The 18,370-nt window shown below is 66.5% G+C and carries 18 protein-coding genes; 13 read left to right on the top strand and 5 right to left on the bottom strand.

Annotated features, from left to right (window positions below; genetic code table 11):
• Positions 1 to 18: 18 nt before the first annotated feature.
• From AB0H88_RS07220 to AB0H88_RS07205, 4 genes are all read right to left on the bottom strand, one after another.
• Positions 19 to 567 carry a DUF6879 family protein gene (locus AB0H88_RS07220; protein ID WP_357642308.1) on the bottom strand — a complete coding sequence of 183 codons (549 nt, stop codon included), beginning with the start codon at positions 565 to 567 and terminating at the stop codon, positions 19 to 21.
• 9 nt (positions 568 to 576) lie between these two features.
• Positions 577 to 801: a hypothetical protein gene (locus AB0H88_RS07215; RefSeq protein ID WP_357642306.1), complete on the bottom strand. Its 225-nt coding sequence runs from the start codon at positions 799 to 801 to the stop codon at positions 577 to 579.
• A 540-nt stretch (positions 802 to 1,341) separates the two neighbouring features.
• Positions 1,342 to 1,866 carry a YdeI/OmpD-associated family protein gene (locus AB0H88_RS07210; RefSeq protein ID WP_357642304.1) on the bottom strand — a complete coding sequence of 175 codons (525 nt, stop codon included), beginning with the start codon at positions 1,864 to 1,866 and terminating at the stop codon, positions 1,342 to 1,344.
• Between the two features lie 254 nt (positions 1,867 to 2,120).
• On the bottom strand, positions 2,121 to 2,534 hold the full coding sequence (locus tag AB0H88_RS07205; RefSeq protein WP_357642302.1) for a VOC family protein: 414 nt from the start codon (positions 2,532 to 2,534) through the stop codon (positions 2,121 to 2,123).
• A gap of 126 nt (positions 2,535 to 2,660) precedes the next feature.
• Between AB0H88_RS07205 and AB0H88_RS07200 the strand changes: the two genes are divergently transcribed.
• Entirely contained in the window at positions 2,661 to 3,524 is an 864-nt protein-coding gene (locus AB0H88_RS07200) for a sigma-70 family RNA polymerase sigma factor (protein WP_357642300.1), read from the top strand.
• Positions 3,525 to 3,659: 135 nt separating this feature from the next.
• Positions 3,660 to 4,268 (top strand): hypothetical protein, encoded by a 609-nt coding sequence (locus AB0H88_RS07195; RefSeq protein ID WP_357642298.1) that lies wholly within the window; start codon positions 3,660 to 3,662, stop codon positions 4,266 to 4,268.
• A gap of 49 nt (positions 4,269 to 4,317) precedes the next feature.
• Here AB0H88_RS07195 and AB0H88_RS07190 read toward each other — a convergent pair whose 3' ends face one another.
• Positions 4,318 to 4,443, bottom strand: coding sequence for a hypothetical protein (locus AB0H88_RS07190; protein ID WP_357642296.1), 126 nt, complete (start codon positions 4,441 to 4,443; stop codon positions 4,318 to 4,320).
• 795 nt (positions 4,444 to 5,238) lie between these two features.
• Here AB0H88_RS07190 and AB0H88_RS07185 point away from each other — a divergent pair.
• The 11 genes from AB0H88_RS07185 (at position 5,239) to AB0H88_RS07135 (ending at position 18,344) form a co-directional block, all read left to right on the top strand.
• Positions 5,239 to 5,493: an arginase family protein gene (locus AB0H88_RS07185; protein ID WP_357642294.1), complete on the top strand. Its 255-nt coding sequence runs from the start codon at positions 5,239 to 5,241 to the stop codon at positions 5,491 to 5,493.
• Positions 5,484 to 6,482 (top strand): LacI family DNA-binding transcriptional regulator, encoded by a 999-nt coding sequence (locus AB0H88_RS07180; RefSeq protein WP_357642291.1) that lies wholly within the window; start codon positions 5,484 to 5,486, stop codon positions 6,480 to 6,482. The genes AB0H88_RS07185 and AB0H88_RS07180 overlap by 10 nt, the downstream gene beginning before the upstream one ends.
• Positions 6,479 to 7,477 carry a LacI family DNA-binding transcriptional regulator gene (locus AB0H88_RS07175; RefSeq protein WP_357642289.1) on the top strand — a complete coding sequence of 333 codons (999 nt, stop codon included), beginning with the start codon at positions 6,479 to 6,481 and terminating at the stop codon, positions 7,475 to 7,477. Before AB0H88_RS07180 ends, AB0H88_RS07175 begins: the two co-directional genes overlap by 4 nt.
• 272 nt (positions 7,478 to 7,749) lie before the next feature.
• A complete protein-coding gene (locus AB0H88_RS07170; RefSeq protein WP_357642287.1) occupies positions 7,750 to 8,043 on the top strand; it encodes a hypothetical protein in 294 nt (97 codons plus the stop codon).
• A 12-nt stretch (positions 8,044 to 8,055) separates the two neighbouring features.
• Positions 8,056 to 9,657: a hypothetical protein gene (locus AB0H88_RS07165; RefSeq protein WP_357642284.1), complete on the top strand. Its 1,602-nt coding sequence runs from the start codon at positions 8,056 to 8,058 to the stop codon at positions 9,655 to 9,657.
• A complete protein-coding gene (locus AB0H88_RS07160) occupies positions 9,654 to 10,544 on the top strand; it encodes an ABC transporter permease subunit (RefSeq protein ID WP_357642282.1) in 891 nt (296 codons plus the stop codon). Before AB0H88_RS07165 ends, AB0H88_RS07160 begins: the two co-directional genes overlap by 4 nt.
• A gap of 56 nt (positions 10,545 to 10,600) precedes the next feature.
• Positions 10,601 to 11,443, top strand: coding sequence for a carbohydrate ABC transporter permease (locus tag AB0H88_RS07155; RefSeq protein ID WP_357642280.1), 843 nt, complete (start codon positions 10,601 to 10,603; stop codon positions 11,441 to 11,443).
• Positions 11,440 to 12,051, top strand: coding sequence for a DUF624 domain-containing protein (locus AB0H88_RS07150; protein ID WP_357642278.1), 612 nt, complete (start codon positions 11,440 to 11,442; stop codon positions 12,049 to 12,051). The genes AB0H88_RS07155 and AB0H88_RS07150 overlap by 4 nt, the downstream gene beginning before the upstream one ends.
• An 11-nt stretch (positions 12,052 to 12,062) precedes the next feature.
• Positions 12,063 to 14,033, top strand: a complete 1,971-nt coding sequence (locus tag AB0H88_RS07145; RefSeq protein WP_357642276.1) for a TIM-barrel domain-containing protein — start codon at positions 12,063 to 12,065, stop codon at positions 14,031 to 14,033.
• A gap of 469 nt (positions 14,034 to 14,502) precedes the next feature.
• Positions 14,503 to 16,032 (top strand): alpha-L-arabinofuranosidase C-terminal domain-containing protein, encoded by a 1,530-nt coding sequence (locus AB0H88_RS07140; RefSeq protein ID WP_357642274.1) that lies wholly within the window; start codon positions 14,503 to 14,505, stop codon positions 16,030 to 16,032.
• Positions 16,029 to 18,344 carry an alpha-L-arabinofuranosidase C-terminal domain-containing protein gene (locus tag AB0H88_RS07135; protein ID WP_357642272.1) on the top strand — a complete coding sequence of 772 codons (2,316 nt, stop codon included), beginning with the start codon at positions 16,029 to 16,031 and terminating at the stop codon, positions 18,342 to 18,344. Before AB0H88_RS07140 ends, AB0H88_RS07135 begins: the two co-directional genes overlap by 4 nt.
• Positions 18,345 to 18,370: the final 26 nt, after the last annotated feature.

Genomic DNA, 18,370 nt, shown 5'->3' with positions numbered 1-18,370 from the left:
CCGCCGGCTCGCCATAGTTTAGAATTCGCCATTGCGCTTCGCCGCAAAGGAGGCAAACGGAATGGATTGGCCTACTGCCATATCTCTCCAAAAATTGGCTTGGACGATCTTCTCCGGGTCGTCCACAATCTCCGCAGCCTCAAAGGAACCGTCCTCTTCGTAGTGCATGGTGACGAGGCTGGACGAGTCGAAGAGCCAGTAGTCATAGCGAGGAAGCCCTGCGGGCCATTCGCCGGACGGGACGGGAATGAGTCGAACATCTTCACCGGCCGGAACCGTGTGAGCATACGCCCAAGCGCACTCAAACCGCACATAATCGGACAGAGGCTCCTGCACCACGTGAACCCGGTGCAGGAGCTTGCCGGAGTTCCGTGCCGGCTTGACCGTTCCATCGATCCACTGCGCGATTCCAGGGAACTCACCGCGCTGCTGGCCGTTCAGGAAGAGATCGAACTCCGTCTTCTCGTAGGAGACGTCGTAACGCTGCAGCGACTCCAGACGGTAAGCCGTGAAGCGGAATTCGGTGAAGAAGCGGTTGAACTCGGCGTCGTCGAGAGAGCGAAACATCCGCCCCACTTAGCGGACCTCGTTCTTGGCGCGAAGCTTGTCGACGGCGCCCTGCAGCACCTCGGGCGCGATCTGTAGAGCGATCTCGCCCGGCAGAACGTTGGCAAGGTTGGAGAAGGTATCCTGATCGACCGCCGGCCCCTGGACCACGACCTGGCCGTTCTCGGCCAAATAGATAGCCGGACAGCCGTTGCCGCCTGAGCCTTGATCCTTATAGAGCATTTCGAGCCGCATGAAACCCTCCCGTGGATCATGAAGTTTGCTTCAATTTATCGCGATAGAACTTCAAGGTCAAGCTCATCGACCGGAAGGCCGTAATACCCCAATACGTATGCACCAACACCCTTTCCTGCAAGACTCAGCCAGGAGGCCGAGGCTAAGTCTGCATGCAAGAGGCGCTGTACCCACAGGGCATGATCCTGTTGCAAAGCAGTCAGCGCATGCCAGAATCATTGAACAATTTTCGCACCATTCTCCCAACCAGGCACCCACAGGGTGATAGCGGATGGCGCGATCACTCGGCAAGAGCAGGGACATTTTGATGGCAGTACGCAACCGACCCTACGAATTAAACCCTTGCACCCACGTGCCACCCGCCGCTGGCCGCCAGGTGCTCCATGAGGACGTGGCGCGGCTCTGCACTTTGGGTACACGCAGATCGGATGGCCTGGGCCGCTACAGTTTCACGGCCTCCCAGCCACAGGAGAGCTTGCGACTGCTGCGGGAACCCGTCATATGCAAGGCCGAGGACGAAGAGAGCGCCTCCGTTCTCCGTTAGCGATCTTGAGAGCTGCTTGGACTCAGCGGTCGGGTGGGCGTCGTTGTCCAGGTCTTGGCGCGGGCTGCAGGGACCTTTGTCGGCTCTCGGTCCCGCAGCATTGCCAAGGCCTTCTCGATCCGCCGTACGCGCGTCTCGGGCTTCTTCGCGCTTTCGATGGCGAGCACGTGCTCGCGCTTGTGGCTGTAGGCCAGGCGATCGTAGGCAGCGCGGGCGATCGGGTCGGCGTCCAGAGCGCGGACGAAGTCCACGGGCTCGACCACGACAGGAGGCTCGGCATCGAATTCGACCTCGACCTCCACCTCGTCGCCGGTCACGACACCGGCGGCTCGCCGGTTGGCGTTGCTCAGGCCGAGCAGGTGGCGGCCGCGCATGATGGCGACCCTGCTCTTCCATGAATGCCCGTTGATCGTGATGGACACCCTCGGCCGCCTGCCCCCACCGAGCGCCTCCACGACCTCTTCGGGAACTTCCAGCCCCCTCATGGGCTCCGCGGGCTCGACGTATGCTCGAAACTTCATGGTCTGCTCCCGCTGTTCTTGCGGCTCGCAGTGGATCCAGGCCGCCCTGCCCCGAATACCGGTCCCACTTTCCTCATCCCCTGCCTCGTCTCCCACAACGTGCGGTGGTTCGGCGTCGGCACGATCCCGCGTCGACGCCGAACCTACTTGTCAGTACCGGTCACCCTGCGGGACGTCCGTTCAGAGGAGTCCGGCCGGCGCGCTCGGCGATGGCCGCGTCAACCGCACTCGCCAGAGGCATTGCTGCTCGACGGCTACTCCGCGTAGGGCTGGTCCTTTCCCTGGGCGCTGTAGCCGAGACTCCAGATGTAGCCGTCCGGGTCCGCGAAGGAGCCGCCGTACCCGCCCCACGCCAGGGCGGCGGCGGGCTTGAGGATCGTGGCGCCGGCTTTCTCAGCCTCCGCGATGATCTCGTCCACCCGCGCCTCACTACGGACGACGTAGGTGAGGACCAGCCCGCTGAAGCCGCTGCCTTCCGAGCTCGTGCCCACCTGGTCGGCCAGGCCGTCGCGGCCGTAGAAGCCGACGGGCGATGCTCCGTCCGATTCGAAGAACACCGAGATGCCGTAGTCGTTCTTGATCTTCCAGCCGAGTCCCTCGGTGTAGAACCGCTTGGCCCGGTCCAGGTCCCGGACGCCGAGGAGGATCGAGCTGACGTGCGCTTTCATATCTTTGTCTCCTTATGTGCTTCAGGTGTACGTGCTGCCCGAACATCCGAGCCGGGCCCGGATGTCACATCGGCGTGGGTTCGCCGGTCAATTGGTATGACAGGCCCGGACGAAGGAACGTGACAGATGACTGAGCAGGACTGGGTGAGCGAGCGGTTCGCCGAGCACCAGGACCGATTGAAGGCCGTGGCCTACCGGATGCTCGGCTCGCCCAGCGAGGCCGAGGACGCGGTACAGGAGGCGTGGCTGCGGGTCAGCCGGGCCGACACCAGCCAGGTGGAGAATCCGGCCGGGTGGCTGACCACGGTCGTCGCCCGGGTCTGCCTGAACATGCTCGACGCGCGCCGCAGCCGGCGTGAAGACTCGGCCGGCGCGCTGCCGCCCGAGCCGGACGCGGGTATCCATCCTCCAGGCCATGCCGACCCCGAGGACGAGGCGCTGCTGGCCGATTCGGTCGGGGTCGCGCTGATGGTGGTGCTGGACACGCTGACTCCCGCCGAGCGGCTCGCGTTCGTCTTGCACGACGTCTTCGCCGTGTCGTTCGGCGAGATCGGCGCCATCATCGACCGCTCCCCGGTGGCGGCCCGGCAGCTCGCCAGCCGGGCCCGGCGCCGGGTGCAAGGAGCGGCCGGGGCCTCCGATGCCGCGCGATCGGCGAAGCGGGAGATCGTCGAGGCCTTCCTTGCCGCCTCCCGGAGCGGGGATTTCGCCGCCCTGCTCGAACTGCTCGATCCGGACGCCGTGGTCGGCGAGGTCCGCGGCGACCACGCGGTGGCGGCCTTCTTCGCCGGACGAGCTCAGGCCGCCAGGCTCGCTCTGGTCGACGGCGTACCGGCGGCCGTCTGGTCGCATCTCGGCCGGCCGAAGGCCGTCTTCATGTTCACCATCGAGGACGAGAAGATCACCCGCATCGATATCGACACCGACCTGGACCGGCTCCGCGACCTCGACATCGTCGTTCTTCCCGCCGGCGACAAGGAGCGGCGTTGACCGGTACGCCGCTCTAGTTCACCCGTGTCTGGAAGGTTCAGGGCACCTCAGAGCATCACGATGGGATCGGCATCGGTCTCAAGACAGGAACACGTAGCTCACAACATCTCCGAGGTTTTCCGCGTCCGACTGACTATGACTTCACTTACCGAGTGCACGAGCCACCCAAGAGCCCGCCGATACGGAGCCAGGACCAGCGCCGCCTCCCTGGCCGCCTGCCTGACGGTCGTGCTCGGCGGAGGTGTCGCCAACGCGGCCACCGTGGACAGTACGGCGGCACAGGCCACCGCCACCATCGCGGTGAATGCCGCCGGCCCGCTGGACCGGGTCGACTGGGCGTCCGTAGTGGAGCCGGCTCTGAACTGCCCCAAACCGCGGCCGCGCGCCGCTTGGTACGTCGTGCACGCCCGCGTAGCGGCCGTCGGCGACCTCACCCGTGACGGCAGGCGTGAGACCGTCGTCGTGTCGTCGTGCCCGAGTTCGACGTCGAGCAATCCCTTGATCGCCTTTGTCTACGACGGAGCCTCCAAGCCCTCGGCTCCGCGCTTGATCGGGAAACTCGGCAAGAACCGCTACTTCAAGTCCCTGAAGGTCGCGATCAGGGGCGGGCGGGTGCAGCTGCACGGCAAGGCGCTCAGCGACCAGGCCGCCAGATGCTGTCCAGACCTGATCGTCAGCCAGACCTACAGGTGGGACGGCACACAGTTCCGCAAGACGACGGATAAGGCGAACCGCATCACGTGACCACTCGGCCGGACCTGCGACGCAGGCGGCCGGGGTTCGCGGTACATCCTCACGGCCAGGGCACTACTTCGCTGCTGAGGGCGTCGAACAGGCGCTCCAGGCGGGCGCGGTGGTCGTCCGCGGTGGTGTCGGCCGGTTCTCCGGCGATCAGGCGCCGGGCGGTCTCCACCAGCACGGCGGTGTAGCCGGCGATGAAGAAGGCGGCGAGCAGCGGTGCGTCGCCGTCGAAGGCCGGGTCGTGTTCGAGCTCACCGGCGAGGGTGTGTTGGAGGTCGGAGGCGATCTCCCTGGCGCGGGCGACCAGCGCGGGTGAGGCCGCGACGTCCGGAAGAAGGGGACGGATCCGTCCTTGAGGCCGGACAGGGCGTGCCGCTCCTCGAGGAGACGGAACGCCACATCGCGCAGGGACTGGAGCACTCCGGCATCCGGGGCGCGGTCGCGTACCGCTGAGCGCAGGAGCCCGGCGGCGTCGACCTGCGCGTGCCGGTGCTGGCGTGGGCCGCGCTCGCCCTAGGCGGGGCGGTGACCCTGACGTCGAACGTGGCGCATGGCTGGTCCGGCGGGGTCGAGTCGCGCCTGGTCAGCGCCCTGGCACCGCTGGCGTTCGCGAGTGCGTACGAGCTGCTGATGTGGATCGTCCGCGACAACCGCTGGCCGTCCGCCAAGGCCCCGGCGGACGAGCACGTGTGCCAGCCCAGCGAGACCGTCGTCGAGGTGGAGCGCGAGGCGCCGGTCCTGCCCACCGACAGGTACGAGGCGGAGCGGCTTGCGTACCTCGACAGCCTCGGCGAGGGCAGGCAGCGGATCGTTCGGCGTCCGCCGATGAGGCGGCGGGGACTGGAGCAGCGCGAGGGCGAGGACATCATCACCGAGGTGGATAAGGAGCGGGCGCAGAACGCCGAAGCCAAAGAAGCCGACGCGCCCGGCTGCTCTCGCGCCGACACCGGCGCCCGCGACCGTTCCGGTCACCATGACCGACGACGGACCGGAAGAGCGCGACGGTGTCGAGGCCAAAGCGGTCGTCCTGGAGCAGCTCGCGAGCGCCCTGCACGTCATCCGCGTCCACGACCCGGCACGGATCACCACGCTCGGCGGCGAGTGCGCGGTCAGCGTGGCCCCGTTCGCCGAACTTGCCCGCCGCTACGGCGATGACCTGGCCATCGTCTGGATCGACTCCCACCCTTGCCTGCCCCCTCCTCAACGTAGACTTGCCGCATGCACGTGACCATGCGAGATGTGGCCAGGCACGCAGGCGTCTCGGTCAAGACCGTCTCGCGGGTGGTCAACGGCGAACCGCACACCCGGCCCGAGGTGATCCAGCGGGTGCATGCCTCCATCGACGAGCTCGGGTGGGTACGAAACGGGAGCGCGCGCGCCCTGCGGACCGGGCGGACCGGCATCGTGGGCATCGGGGTGGCCGAGCTGCGCAGGCCTTACCTGGCGAGTCTGGTGGAGACCCTGGTGACGGAGGCCGATCGGCGAGGGATGCAGGCGGCTGTCGAGCCGACCCATTATTCCTCCGAGAGCGTTCGCCAGCTCCTCGACGCGCGTGGCAGGACGTTCGACGGGGTGATCCTCATAGGCCATGAGCTGCCGGACAGTGTGCCCCGCCGCCCGAACTCGCACCCGATCGTGGTCGTTCAGGGGCCACAGTCGCAGCACGAGATGGACCGGGTGGATGAGGATGTGGCGGAGGCGGCCATGCTCATCGCCCGGCATCTGACCGTCATGAGCCGCACCCGCCCAGCACTCCTCGGCTCTGACCAACGAGCAGCCTTGTCGGCTGCGTTGCTCACCGCCCTTGCCACAACCGGGATCCGCCCCGAGGCTGTGCCGGTGATACCTCTTGAACCGCCCGTGGACCGCCGGGCGGGAGCACGGGCGGCGGCCGGGATCCTCATGCGCAATCCCGAGGTCGACGTGCTGCTCTGTGCCAACGACGAGGTGGCGCTGGGCGCGCTGGCAGCGCTCGCCGCACGTGAGGTGGACGTTCCCCGCCGGGTGGCGGTCATCGGATATGACAATCTCGAGGACGGCTGGTTCTCGAGCCCGTCGCTCACCACGATCGATCCGGGCCGGGAACGGATCGCCCGCGCCGCGTTCGATCTGCTCGGCGAGCGCCTGGACGGGACCGCGCCCGCGCATGCCCGCTCCGTGGTCCTGCCCGTCAAGCTCATCCGCCGGGAGTCGACGCTCGGGGTTGGCGCCGGGTGAGGCGACCGACGCTGGCCGACGTCGCAGCACGTGCCGGTGTCTCGGCCAAGACCGTCTCCAACGTGCTGCTCGGTCGCCCCAACGTCTCCACCGCTACCCGCGACCGGGTCCGCGAAGTCATGGCGGAGGTCGGTTACGTCGTGAACCAGGCGGGTCGAGGGCTGGCGTCGGGCAGGACCGGCCGGATCGCCGTTGTCGTGCCCAACCTTTATCAGCCGTACTTCGCCGAGATCGCGGAGCGACTGATCCTTGCCCTGGCCGAACGCGATCTGTCCACCACGTTGCGCATCGCGCATGACGGCGGCGCGGAACGCGATGCCGCGCTCGGCGTGACGACTCGGGACGTTGATGGTGTGATCATCTGCCCCCATCACTTCACCGGGCACGCGATCGAAGATCAGACGCCGATGCAGCCCCTGGTTCAGCTGGGTGGGGCTCCCAGTCCCCTTATTGACTGTGTCGTCATGGGTGAGCGCGAGGGTTTCGAGGCGATTGTCCGGCACCTGCTGTCCTCAGGCCGGCGCCGGATCGCCATGGTCATGACAGGCCCGGAGACGGGCTCGCCGGAAGGAGACAGGTTCGCCGGCTACCGGGCGGCATTAGAGGCGTACGGCGTGCCGTTCGACAAGACACTCCTGGCATACGGCTCGGACTGGGATCGCCGGATGTCTGGATATGAGGCCATAATGGGGCTGCTCCGCTCCGGTGTGCGGTTCGACGCCGCCGCCTGCGTCAACGACGCCACGGCCAGCGGAGTGCTGCGTGCGCTGCACGCCCGTGGGATACGCGTCCCACAGGAGGTCGCGGTCAGCGGGTTCGACAACACCGACGAAGGCGAATTCACCACGCCGTCACTCTCCTCTGTGAGTCCGGAGCAGGGAGAGATGGTCGCCGCGGCGGTCCGCATGCTGCTTGAGCGGATCGAGGGACATGACGGGCCTGGTCGGCAGGTCCGCACGAGGGCCCGGCTGGTGCTGCGAGACTCCTCCGCCTGAACCGTTCCGGCCTCGCGAGACTTCCGCCGGAAATCTTTCTGACTCGCGTTCGCAATCTTGTCCTGTTATTGACAACGCTGAATCAGCACACTTAACGTCGGGTTCACACGAACGACCCCCCAAGGGAGCCTTCTTTGCGAGCCCCTGCCTTGTCCTCATCCGGCATAGCCGAACAACATCCCTTAACTGCGCGGCAACGCCCGCCCGGAAATGTTAACGTTAACATTTTCCCCAATGCCGTCTCCGACCTCCCACCCCACCTCGGAGAGGGCTTGCTGGAGATCCGTACCGGCTATCTGTCCAGCGGCACGATCGACGTTGCGGTGCGCGGCTGGATCGAGCCAGGCGTCCGGGTGGCGTTGCGTATTCCAGAGTGGTCGCATGGCACGGACCCGGCGGACGACGACGGCTGTCTGCGCGTGGGTCCCGGAGCGGGATTCCGGCTCGACCTCGACCTCAGCCCGCAGTTGACGCGGGCGGCGCGCCCCATCGCACCGCACCGGTCACCGAGCAGAAGTCCACGCTGTATCGCCATGCGGGTCTGGATGCCCGCCACCACCCCCTAAAAGGAGAACACCATGGCCAGCAGAACACGCCTGTGGTGCGGAGCGACACTCGCCTCCATCCTGGTCCTTTCAGGATGCTCGGGCGGAGCTGAGAGTAAGGACGAGGGCGGCAACAACCTGCGCATCCTGGTCACCAAGCACGCACTCACCGGGCCGATGAAAGAGATGGGCTGGGTGGCGGAGCTCGAGAAGAAGGCCAACGTCAAGATCACTTGGGAGGAGGTGTCGGCGGACTGGGACCAGAAGAAGTCCACCATGCTCGCGGCGGGCGACGTTCCCGACCTCATCGTCGGCACCAACGCGATCAACAACACCGACATCGCCACCTTCGGCACGCTCTTCGAGGACCTCAAGGACGACCTCGACAAGCTGCCCAACGTCAAGGCTCTCTTCCAGGCCAAGCCGCAATTGCAGGCCATGGCCACACAGCCGGGCGGGGAGATCTACACGATCCCCGGCTACAAGAGGTTCTGGCCGCAGGCCATCACTCACCAGTACATCAACAAGACCTGGCTGGACAAACTCGGCCTGAAGGCGCCCACTACCTGGGACGAGCTCTACGACGTGCTCGTCGCGTTCAAGGAGAAGGACGCCAACGGCAACGGTGACCCGAATGACGAGATCCCGATGGACTGGTCCCCCGTGGGCACCACCGGGTTCGGATACTTCCAGCCGTCGGTGCTCCTGGGCAGCCTGGGGCTGCCGATCTCAGCAGGCGGCATGCAAGGCTACTTCGTCCAGGACGGCAAGGTGAGCAACTTCCTGGTGGACGAGCGCTACAGGCAGGTGCTGGAGTTCCTGCACAAGTGCTACGCCGCCGGCCTGGTCAGCAAGGACGTCATGACGCAGGACTACGCCGCCTATCAGTCGGTTGGCCGGGGCCAGAAGGATATGGCAAAGGTCGGGTTCAGCTGGGGCTGGACGGCGAGCGACCGGTTCGGCGCCCAACTGGCGGAGCAGTACGAGGCCACCCCCGCGCTGCTCGCGGAGGCAGGCCAGAGCACCCCGGTGACCTGGAGCTACGACGGCAACGCGGAGAACTTCCCCGCCAACCAGATCATGATGTCGGCTGGCACCGCCAACAAGGACGCGGCTCTCCGCGTCATCAACGCCTTCTACGACCAGGACATCTCCATCCAGGTCCTCTTCGGCGAGTTCGGGCAGAACATCACGAAGGTCAGCGACAAGGAGTACGAGGTGCTGCCGCCCGCTGACGGCAAGAGCGATCCTTCCACCTGGAAGTGGACCACCACGATCGCCGACAACGGGCCTACCTGGATCCGCGACGACATCAAGGTGGACCTGCCGACCGACCTGCAGGAGGCAGTGGAGCAATCGGAGCCGCTGCTGCCCGCTCTGAAGAACATGGACCTGAAGCAGGACGTCTACCCCAGTCAATTCATCCAGATGAGCTCCGAGGACCTCAACGCCCTCTCGCTGAGCAACCAGACGATACTCAACATCACCCAGCCGAAGTTCGCTCAGTGGATCACCAAGGGCGGGATCGCGGAGCAGTGGGACGCCTACGTCAAGCAGGTCAACGGCTCGGGCCTGCCGGCGAACATCGCGATCTACCAGCGCTACTACGACCAGTACGCGGCCCAGCACTCATGAGAGTTCCCCGCTATTGGCAACTCTGGGCCATGCTGGCCCCGGCGATCGCCTTCGTCGGCGTCTTTTCCTACATCCCCATGTACGGCATCCAGCTCGCCTTCCGGAAGTTCTCCTTCCAGAACGGGCTGACCGGCGGCGATTGGGTCGGGCTCAAGTATTTCCAGCAGTTCTTCGAGAGCCCGCTCTTCTCGACGCTCATGCGGAACACCGTCATGATCAGCCTGACCACGCTGGTCGTGGGGTTCATCGCGCCCATCCTGCTCGCGCTGATCGTTAACCAGGTCGTACACGCCGGGCGGAAGCGGTTCATGCAGACCGCGGCGTACCTGCCGCACTTCATCTCGACCGTCGTGATCGTGGGCATGCTGCAGGTCTTCCTCTCTCCGTCCTCCGGCCTGCTGACCAGACTGGCAGGTTTCGCGGGCGTCGCGGACGTCAACTTCCTGGGCGACACCTCGGCCTTCGTCCCGGTCTATGCGATCTCGGATGTCTGGCAGCACTGCGGCTGGAACAGCATCATCTACCTGGCCGCGCTGTCCCGGGTCGACACCCAGCTGTACGAGGCCGCGAAGATCGACGGCGCGGGCCGCGCCAAGCTCATCCGGCACGTGGACATCCCGGCGCTTGTCCCCACGATGGTCGTGCTGCTGATCCTCAGTATGGGCGGGGTGTTGAGCACCGGCTTCGAGAAGGTGCTCCTCATGCAGAACACGCTCAACCTGCCGGTCTCCGAGGTCATCTCCACCTACGTCTACAAGATCGGCATCTTGAGCAGCCAGTTCAGCTACTCGACCGCGATCGGGCTCTTCAACACCCTGATCAACTTCGTCTTCCTGGTGGTCACCAACCAGATCGCCAAGCGAGTGTCGGGAACGAGCCTGTGGTAGCCGCCTATCTCCGGAACAGAGCACCAGGCGACATCGCCTTCTCTGCCATCCTCGCCGTGCTCTGCGTTGGCATCCTGGTCGCCGTGATCTACCCGGTCTACTTCGTCGTCATCGCCTCGATCAGCGACCCCACCCTGGTCGCGACCGGCAAGGTGTGGCTCTTCCCGCAAGGTGTCAACCTGTTCGGATACGAGCAGATCCTCGCCGACGAGCGGATCTGGAACGGGTATCTCAACACCCTGCTCTACAGCGGAGTGGGGACGGCGCTGAATCTCTGCGTCACCATGCCCGCGGCCTTCGCCCTGTCCAGACGGGAGTTCCGGCCCCGGAAGGCGATCATGGTGTTCTTCGCCCTCACCATGTTCTTCCAGGGCGGCCTGATCCCGACCTACATGCTCTACCGCGATGTCGGCCTGCTGGACAACTGGCTGGTGTTCGTCCTGCCCACGGCGGTGAACGTCTACAACCTCATCATCGCCCGGGCCTTCTTCGAAAACTCCGTGCCCGAAGAGCTGTACGAGGCGGCGGCCATCGACGGCATCTCGTACTTCGGCTACTTCTTGAAGATCGCCATTCCCCTGTCGAAGGCCATCATCTCGGTGATCGGCCTGTACTACCTGGTACAGCACTGGAATGACTTCTTCACCGGCCTGGTCTTCATCCGCGACTACGGCAAGCAGCCGTTGCAGGTCGTGCTCCGCGACATCCTCCTGTCCAACCAGGCGTTCGCCGGCGGCGCGGGCGCGGCGGGAGGATCGGGCGGCAGCTACGCGCAGCAGTACGCCGACCAGATCAAATACGGCGTGATCATCGTGTCGACGCTCCCCGTGCTCGTGCTCTACCCCTTCCTTCAGCGCTACTTCGAGAAGGGCGTCATGCTCGGAGCAGTGAAGGGATGAACGCGCTGCTCGGCTGGCACACCCGCCTCGGCGAAGTGGGGCTGCGCCTGTTCCGGCTCCATCTTCTGTGGCTCGGCTGGACCCTCGTCGGCGGGGGACTGCTGGGAATCTTCCCCGCCACTGCCGCTGTCTACGCCGTCGTACGGCGTGACCTCATGGGCCGTGGCGAACCGTCCAGGCTGCGCGCGGAGTTCGGTGCGGCATGGCGGGAGCAATTCCGTGGCGCGAACATCCTCGGATACTCCTTTCTCGGGCTCTGGGCGTTGCTGCTGCTCGATCGCCACCTGGTGGCCACGGTCGATCTCGGCTCGGCCGGGCAGGGACTGGCCGGGCTGTTCTGGGTGCTCGCGGTCTTCCTCAGCTGCATGTCCGCCGCCGTGTGGCCACTCGCCGCGCACTTCGCTGAGGGCGTCCCGAAGCTGATCGTGCGGAGTGCGGTGTTCGTGCTGGCGCGGCCGCTCATCGCCGGGTTCAACGCAGGCGCGGTCGCCGTCGTGCTCTGTGTCTACAACGTCGTTCCCGGCCTGGTTCCGGTCTTCGGAATCACGGTTCCTGTCTATCTCTCCTTCGTCTACCTCTGGTCCACCCGTCTGCTCCCTCGCCCCTGAGGAGAACCACATTGCTCATCGAAACGCGGCCCAGCGAAATCCTGCGGGTCGAACCCTGGGGACCGCATGCCTTCCGGGTCCGTTCAGCCCCGAACGGCATCCAGGACGATCTGCCGGGCGCGCTCCTGGAAACCCCGCCCGCCGAAACGCGGCAGCAGGGGAACAGCTTGATCAACGGCCGGATCACGGCTGAACTGACCGCCGGGCGCCTGCGCTTCACGCACAGCGAGACAGGGCGGGAACTGCTGGCCGAGAAGGCACCGCATGCCGGGCACGAAGGCCCTCGCGTGCACGCGCCGCTCGGCGACGGCACCTACCGTCTTGAGCAGATCTTCGACGGCTACGACGACGAGCGCGTCTACGGCCTGGGCCAGCACCAGCACGGCCGCCTGGACCAGAAGGGCCTGGTGCTCGACCTCATCCAGCGCAACACCACCACGACCATCCCCTTCTTGTTCTCCTCTCGTGGCTACGGCCTGCTGTGGAACAACCCCGCGATGGGCCGCGTGGAACTCGCGGCCGACGCCACCCGGTGGGTCGCCGACACCGCGCACCAGATCGACTACTGGATCACCGCCGGTGACACCCCGGCCGAGATCATGGCGTCGTACGCCGACGCGACGGGCCACGCACCCATGCTCCCCGAATGGGCGAGCGGCTTCTTCCAGAGCAAGCTGCGCTACAAGACGCAGAACGAGCTGCTGGCCGTCGCCCGCCGATACAAGGAGCTGGGACTGCCTCTGGCGGTGATCGTCGCTGACTACTTCCACTGGGAACGGATGGGTGACTGGCGCTTCGACCCGGAGTTCTGGCCCGACCCCGAGGCGATGGTGAAGCAGTTGGACCAGCTCGGCGTCAAGCTGATGGTCTCCGTCTGGCCGACCTCGGAGCCTGGGAGCGACACCTACGAGCAGTTGCGCGCCGACGGGCAGTTGGTCGGCAGCGTCGAGGGCGGTCCGCTGACCCAGTCCTGGCCGGCCAAGGGCCAGGGCGAGCGGTTCCAGCCCTCCGCCTACGTCGACTCCTTCTCCGCGGGTGCCAGGCGCAAGCTCTGGAGCGAGCTTCGTGAGCACTACCTGGACAAGGGCATCGAGGTGTTCTGGCTGGACGCCAGCGAACCCGACGTCGTTCACCGCAAGGCAGAGCAGGCGATCTACGCCGCGGGACCGGGCAAGCAGGTCGGCAACATGTACGGTCATGTGCACGCCCAGGGGGTCTACGAGGGAATGGTCGACGCGGGCTTCGACAGGCCCCTGAACCACACCCGCTCCGCCTGGGCAGGCACCCAGCGCTACGGCATCGCCCTGTGGTCCGGCGACATCCACACCACGTGGGACGCGCTCGCCACGCAGGTCAGGACTGGGCTCAACGTGGCACTGTCCGGCATTCCCTGGTGGAACAGCGACATCGGCGGCTTTCACGGCGGTGATCCGACCGACCCTGCCTACCAGGAGCTCATGATCCGGTGGTTCCAGTTCGGCACCTTCTGCCCCATCATGCGCCTCCATGGCGTCCGCTCCCCTGCCGGCCCCTTCGTGGCTGAGCAGACCGGAGCGCCCAATGAGGTCTGGTCCTTCGGTGAGCAGGCCCTGGCCATCATGCGCGAGCACCTGCTGATCCGCGAGAGGCTGAGACCGTACTTGATGAACCTGGCCGAAGCCGCGCACGAACGCGGCGAACCCGTCCTGCGTCCGCTGCTGTTCGACTTCCCGAACGACGACAGGGCATGGACGGTGGACGACCAGTTCATGCTCGGCCCCGACCTCTTGGCCGCCCCGGTTCTCGCACCCGGGCTCACCCGCCGAACCGTCTATCTGCCGCCGGGTGCGGAATGGGTGGAACTCGCGACGGGCGATGGCCAGGGCCCCGGCACCATCGAGGTGGACACGCCACTGGCCCGCATTCCGATCTTCGTCCGCGCGGGCTCCTTCGCCGCAGCGCGGCTGTTGAAAGTTTCAATCGGGGAAAATCCCCTCGACTGACGGGCTTTCTGGGAGAGGTCATGCTGCGCCGACCATCTCCGCGCTTTCCGGGCTCCGGCCCGGGAAGGCCTTCGGCGATTCACGTGCGGAGGGCATTGACAGGACCTTTTGTATCGATACAGTAGCCTCAATTTGCCGATCCAGGATCCACCAAGCGAGGAGCCTCACTCCCTGCCGGTCGTATCGAAGCGAGAACAGCCATGGGACGACTCTCACGGATCTTGGCTGCGGCCCGCGTCACCGCGACGCTCACCGCCCGCCCTTCGAGCGAGAGCCACACACTGACCTTCTGGACCCACCCACAGGCGACGACGGCGCCTATAGGTCGTGCTGTGGTGGACGGACACGTGCGCCGGAACGCTGCTCACCCGCGACATCGTCGGCTGCCTGCCGTTCTCGGTCGCCTGCGCCGTGTTCGGAGCCAGAACCAAAGCACTACGCACCCTTTCACTGAACAAGGAACATATAGATGACTGACCTCGTTATCCCCGCCATCGTCAACCTCGACGTGACCGGCCCGGTGATCAACCGGCATCTGTACGGCCACTTCGCCGAGCACCTTGGCCGCTGCGTCTACGGCGGCTTCTACGTGGGCGCGGACAGCGACCTGCCCAACGTGGACGGTATCCGGCTGGACGTGGTGGAGGCGCTGCGGGCGCTGAACATCCCGAACCTGCGCTGGCCGGGTGGTTGTTTCGCCGACGAGTATCACTGGATGGACGGCATCGGCCCCAAGGGCGAGCGGCCGTCGATGGTCAACACCCACTGGGGCAACGTCGAGGAGAACAACCACTTCGGCACCCACGAGTTCATGGCGTTGTGCGAGCTGCTCGGCACCGAGCCGTACATTTCCGGAAATATCGGCTCCGGCACGGTCAAGGAGATGAGCGACTGGGTCGAGTACCTCACCCGCGACGGCGACTCGCCGATGGTGCGGCTGCGCAAGGCCAACGGGCGCGAGGAGCCGTGGAAGATCCGCTACTGGGGGCTGGGCAACGAGGCGTGGGGCTGCGGCGGCAACATGTCCGCCCAGCAGTACGCCGCCGAGGCGCGCAGGTACGGCACCTATAGCCGTGACCATGGCGACAACAAGCTCTACCGGATCGCGGCGGGCGCGAGTGACGCCGACTACGCGTGGACCGAGACGCTGATGAAGCAGCTCGGCGACCTGGGCTGCGCCTACCGGCCGCAGCCGTTCATGCAGGCCGTGTCGTTCCACTACTACACGGTCCCCGGCCCCTGGCAGGACAAGGGCGACGCCACGGTGTTCGACATCGACGACTACTACCGCACGATGGTCAAGGCCGCGTACGTGGACGAGCTGATCACCGGCCACTCCAACGTGATGGACTGCTACGACTCGCACAAGAACGTCGGCCTGGTGCTGGACGAGTGGGGCACCTGGTGGAACGTCGAGCCCGGCACCAACCCCGGCTTCCTCTACCAGCAGAACACCCTCCGGGACGCCCTGGTCGCGAGTGTGCACTTCGACATCTTCCACCGCCACGCCGACCGCCTGGTCATGGCCAACATCGCCCAGACCGTGAACGTGCTCCAGGCCATGATCCTCACCGACCCCGACTCCAAAGCACTGGTGCTCACCCCCACCTACCACGTCTTCGAGATGAACAAGGGCCACCACGACGCCGCGTCGCTCCGCGTGGACCTCCCCGCTGGCCTGCCCGCCCGCGAAACCGGCTCCGGCACGCTGAGCACCGTCTCGCTGTCGGCGAGCCGCAAGGACGCCCAGGTGCTCTTCTCCTTGTCCAACCTGGACGCCGACCAGCCTGTCGACGTCGAGCTGGACCTGCGCGGCGGCGCTCTGGCCGACGTGCGGTCCCGCATCCTGACCGCCGGAAAGCTGCAGGACCACAACACTCCTGACGCCCCGGCCTCGGTCGCCCCGCGCGCCCACGAGCAGGTCACGGCCACGGTCTCCGGGCTGCGCGTGCACCTGCCCGCTCACTCCTTCGTCACCGTGGAGGGACGCCTCGCATGACCACCCGCGAGCACATCACCATCGACGTCGGCGTATCCCGAGCCGCCGTTGCTCCCGATCTGTGGGGGCTGTTCATCGAGGACCTCAACGACGCCCTCGACGGCGGCCTGAACGCCGAATGCGTGCGCAACGGCGACTTCGAGTTCAGCGCCGCCGACCATGACGGCTGGCATCCGCTGACCGCCTGGTACACCGACCCCCCCGACACCGCCGAGGTTCGCACCGACGCCCCTCTCCATCCCGACAACGCCCACTACGTCCGCCTCACCGGACCTGCGACCCTGATCAACGACGGATGGGACAGCATCGGCACCACGGCAGGACAGGCGTTGTGGCTGTCGTTCCACAGCCGCACCGATGGAGAGCGCGGCGGCAGGGTGGCAGTCTCCATTGCCGGTGACGAGGACGACGGCCTCGCCCAGGCGGAGATCGTCGTGCCGTCCGGCGGCTGGCACCATTGCCAGACGATCCTCACCCCGACCGCCGACGGTCGGGGCAAGCTGCGCATCGACATCCCTTCCGGCCTGACAGTCGATCTCGACCACGTGTGTCTGCGGCCGACCGGTGCGGACGGACGGCCCCTGACCTTCCGGCCCGACCTCCTTCACACGCTGAAGGAACTGCGGCCCAGCTTCATCCGCTTCCCCGGCGGCTGCCTGGCGCACGGGCTCGGCCTGGACAACCTCTACCACTGGAAGACCACGATCGGCCCGCGCCACGAACGCGTCCACCTGCCCAACCTGTGGGGCTACCACCAGTCCCGACAGATCGGCTACCTGGAGTACTTCGAACTGTGCCAGGCCACCGGCGCCACCCCGGTGCCGGTGGTCGCGGCCGGCGTTTGCTGCCAGAACTACCCCGGCGGCGCCCAGGCCATGGACGACGACGCCATGGAAACGTACATCGCGGACGTGCTGGACCTCATTGAGTTCGCCAACGGCTCCCTCCACACTCCCTGGGGCGAGCAACGGGCCGCACTCGGCCATCCCGAGCCGTTCGGCCTGCGCTACCTCGGTGTCGGCAACGAGGATGAGATCACCGACGACTTCCGCGACCGATACGCCCGTATCGAGGACGCCGTACGCGAACGTCACCCGGAGATCTGCGTGATCGGCACATCCGGCCCGCAGCTTTTCGGCCGCGACTATGACTCCGGCTGGGCCTTCGCCCGCGCCCGCGCCACCGCCATGGTGGACGAGCACGGCTACCGTAACCCGCGCTGGTTTCACCAGAACGTCAACCGCTACGCGACCTACCCGCCCGGCTCCCAGGTCTACGTCGGCGAGTACGCCGCACGCAGCAACACCGTCCGCTCGGCGCTGGCGGAGGCCGCCTTCATGATCGGCCTGGAGCGCCATCCCGACGTCGTCCGGCTGGCGTCCTACGCGCCGCTGCTGGCCCGGGTCGGACACACCCAGTGGACCCCCGACCTGATCTACTTCACCGCCACAGAGGTGCTGCCGTCGGCCTCGTACCACGTCCAGCGCATGTTCTCGGGCGAACGCGGCACCGTCGTCCACCAGGTCACCGTCGGCGGCGCCGACCCCGAACCGGTGACACTGCCCACGACCGGCTCGGCACGGCTGCGCTCACCGGGCTCGGGCATCGACTACACGGACATCGTCCTCGACGGCGCCCCGCATGCCGCCGTGAGCACCGGCCCGAGGGGAGAGAGCGTCGAACTCGGCGTCATCGACCCGAGCTCGGCGAGCCTGGAGTTCACCGCCACCCGGCAGGCCGGCAGCGAGGGCTTCCTCATCGAGCTGGGCGCCGCGGCGCCCGGAAGCCACCTCGAGATCCACATCGGCGGCTGGCAGAACAAGTCGACGGTCGTCCTTCGCAGCGATGACGGCATCACCAACGACGACGACGGGCCGATCCGCTGGCGCGGCGTGGAGACCAGCGTGCCCGTGGACGTCGCGGTGCGGCTCGACGGCGCCCGCGTACGGGTGTGGGCTGACGGCGAACTGCGTCACGACTACGAGCAAGACCTGCGGCCCGAACACCGGGTCGTGGCCGGGGCATCCTCGCGCACGACCGCCGACGGCACGATCGAGTACGTGATCCGCGCTGTCAACGCCCACCCGACCCCCCGAGTGGCCTCCGTACGGCTTCCGCGGCCGTCCGGCTCGACGATCAGTGAGGTCACCACGCTCGCCGGCGCCGCCCCGGACGACGGACAGCCGTTCACCGCCTCACCCGTCACCCCCTGCGTCAACACCATCATCGGGCATGGCGAGGTCGAGCTCGATCTGCCCCCCTGGTCGTTCATCACCGCAGTGATAAGACCCGCGCGGGATGAAGCGCGATGAAGTCGGCACCACTGCCGGCGGCTATC

Source organism: Nonomuraea sp. NPDC050680, assembly GCF_040654555.1.
Taxonomy (GTDB): domain Bacteria; phylum Actinomycetota; class Actinomycetes; order Streptosporangiales; family Streptosporangiaceae; genus Nonomuraea.
This window is presented reverse-complemented; position numbering and strand designations above follow the sequence as displayed.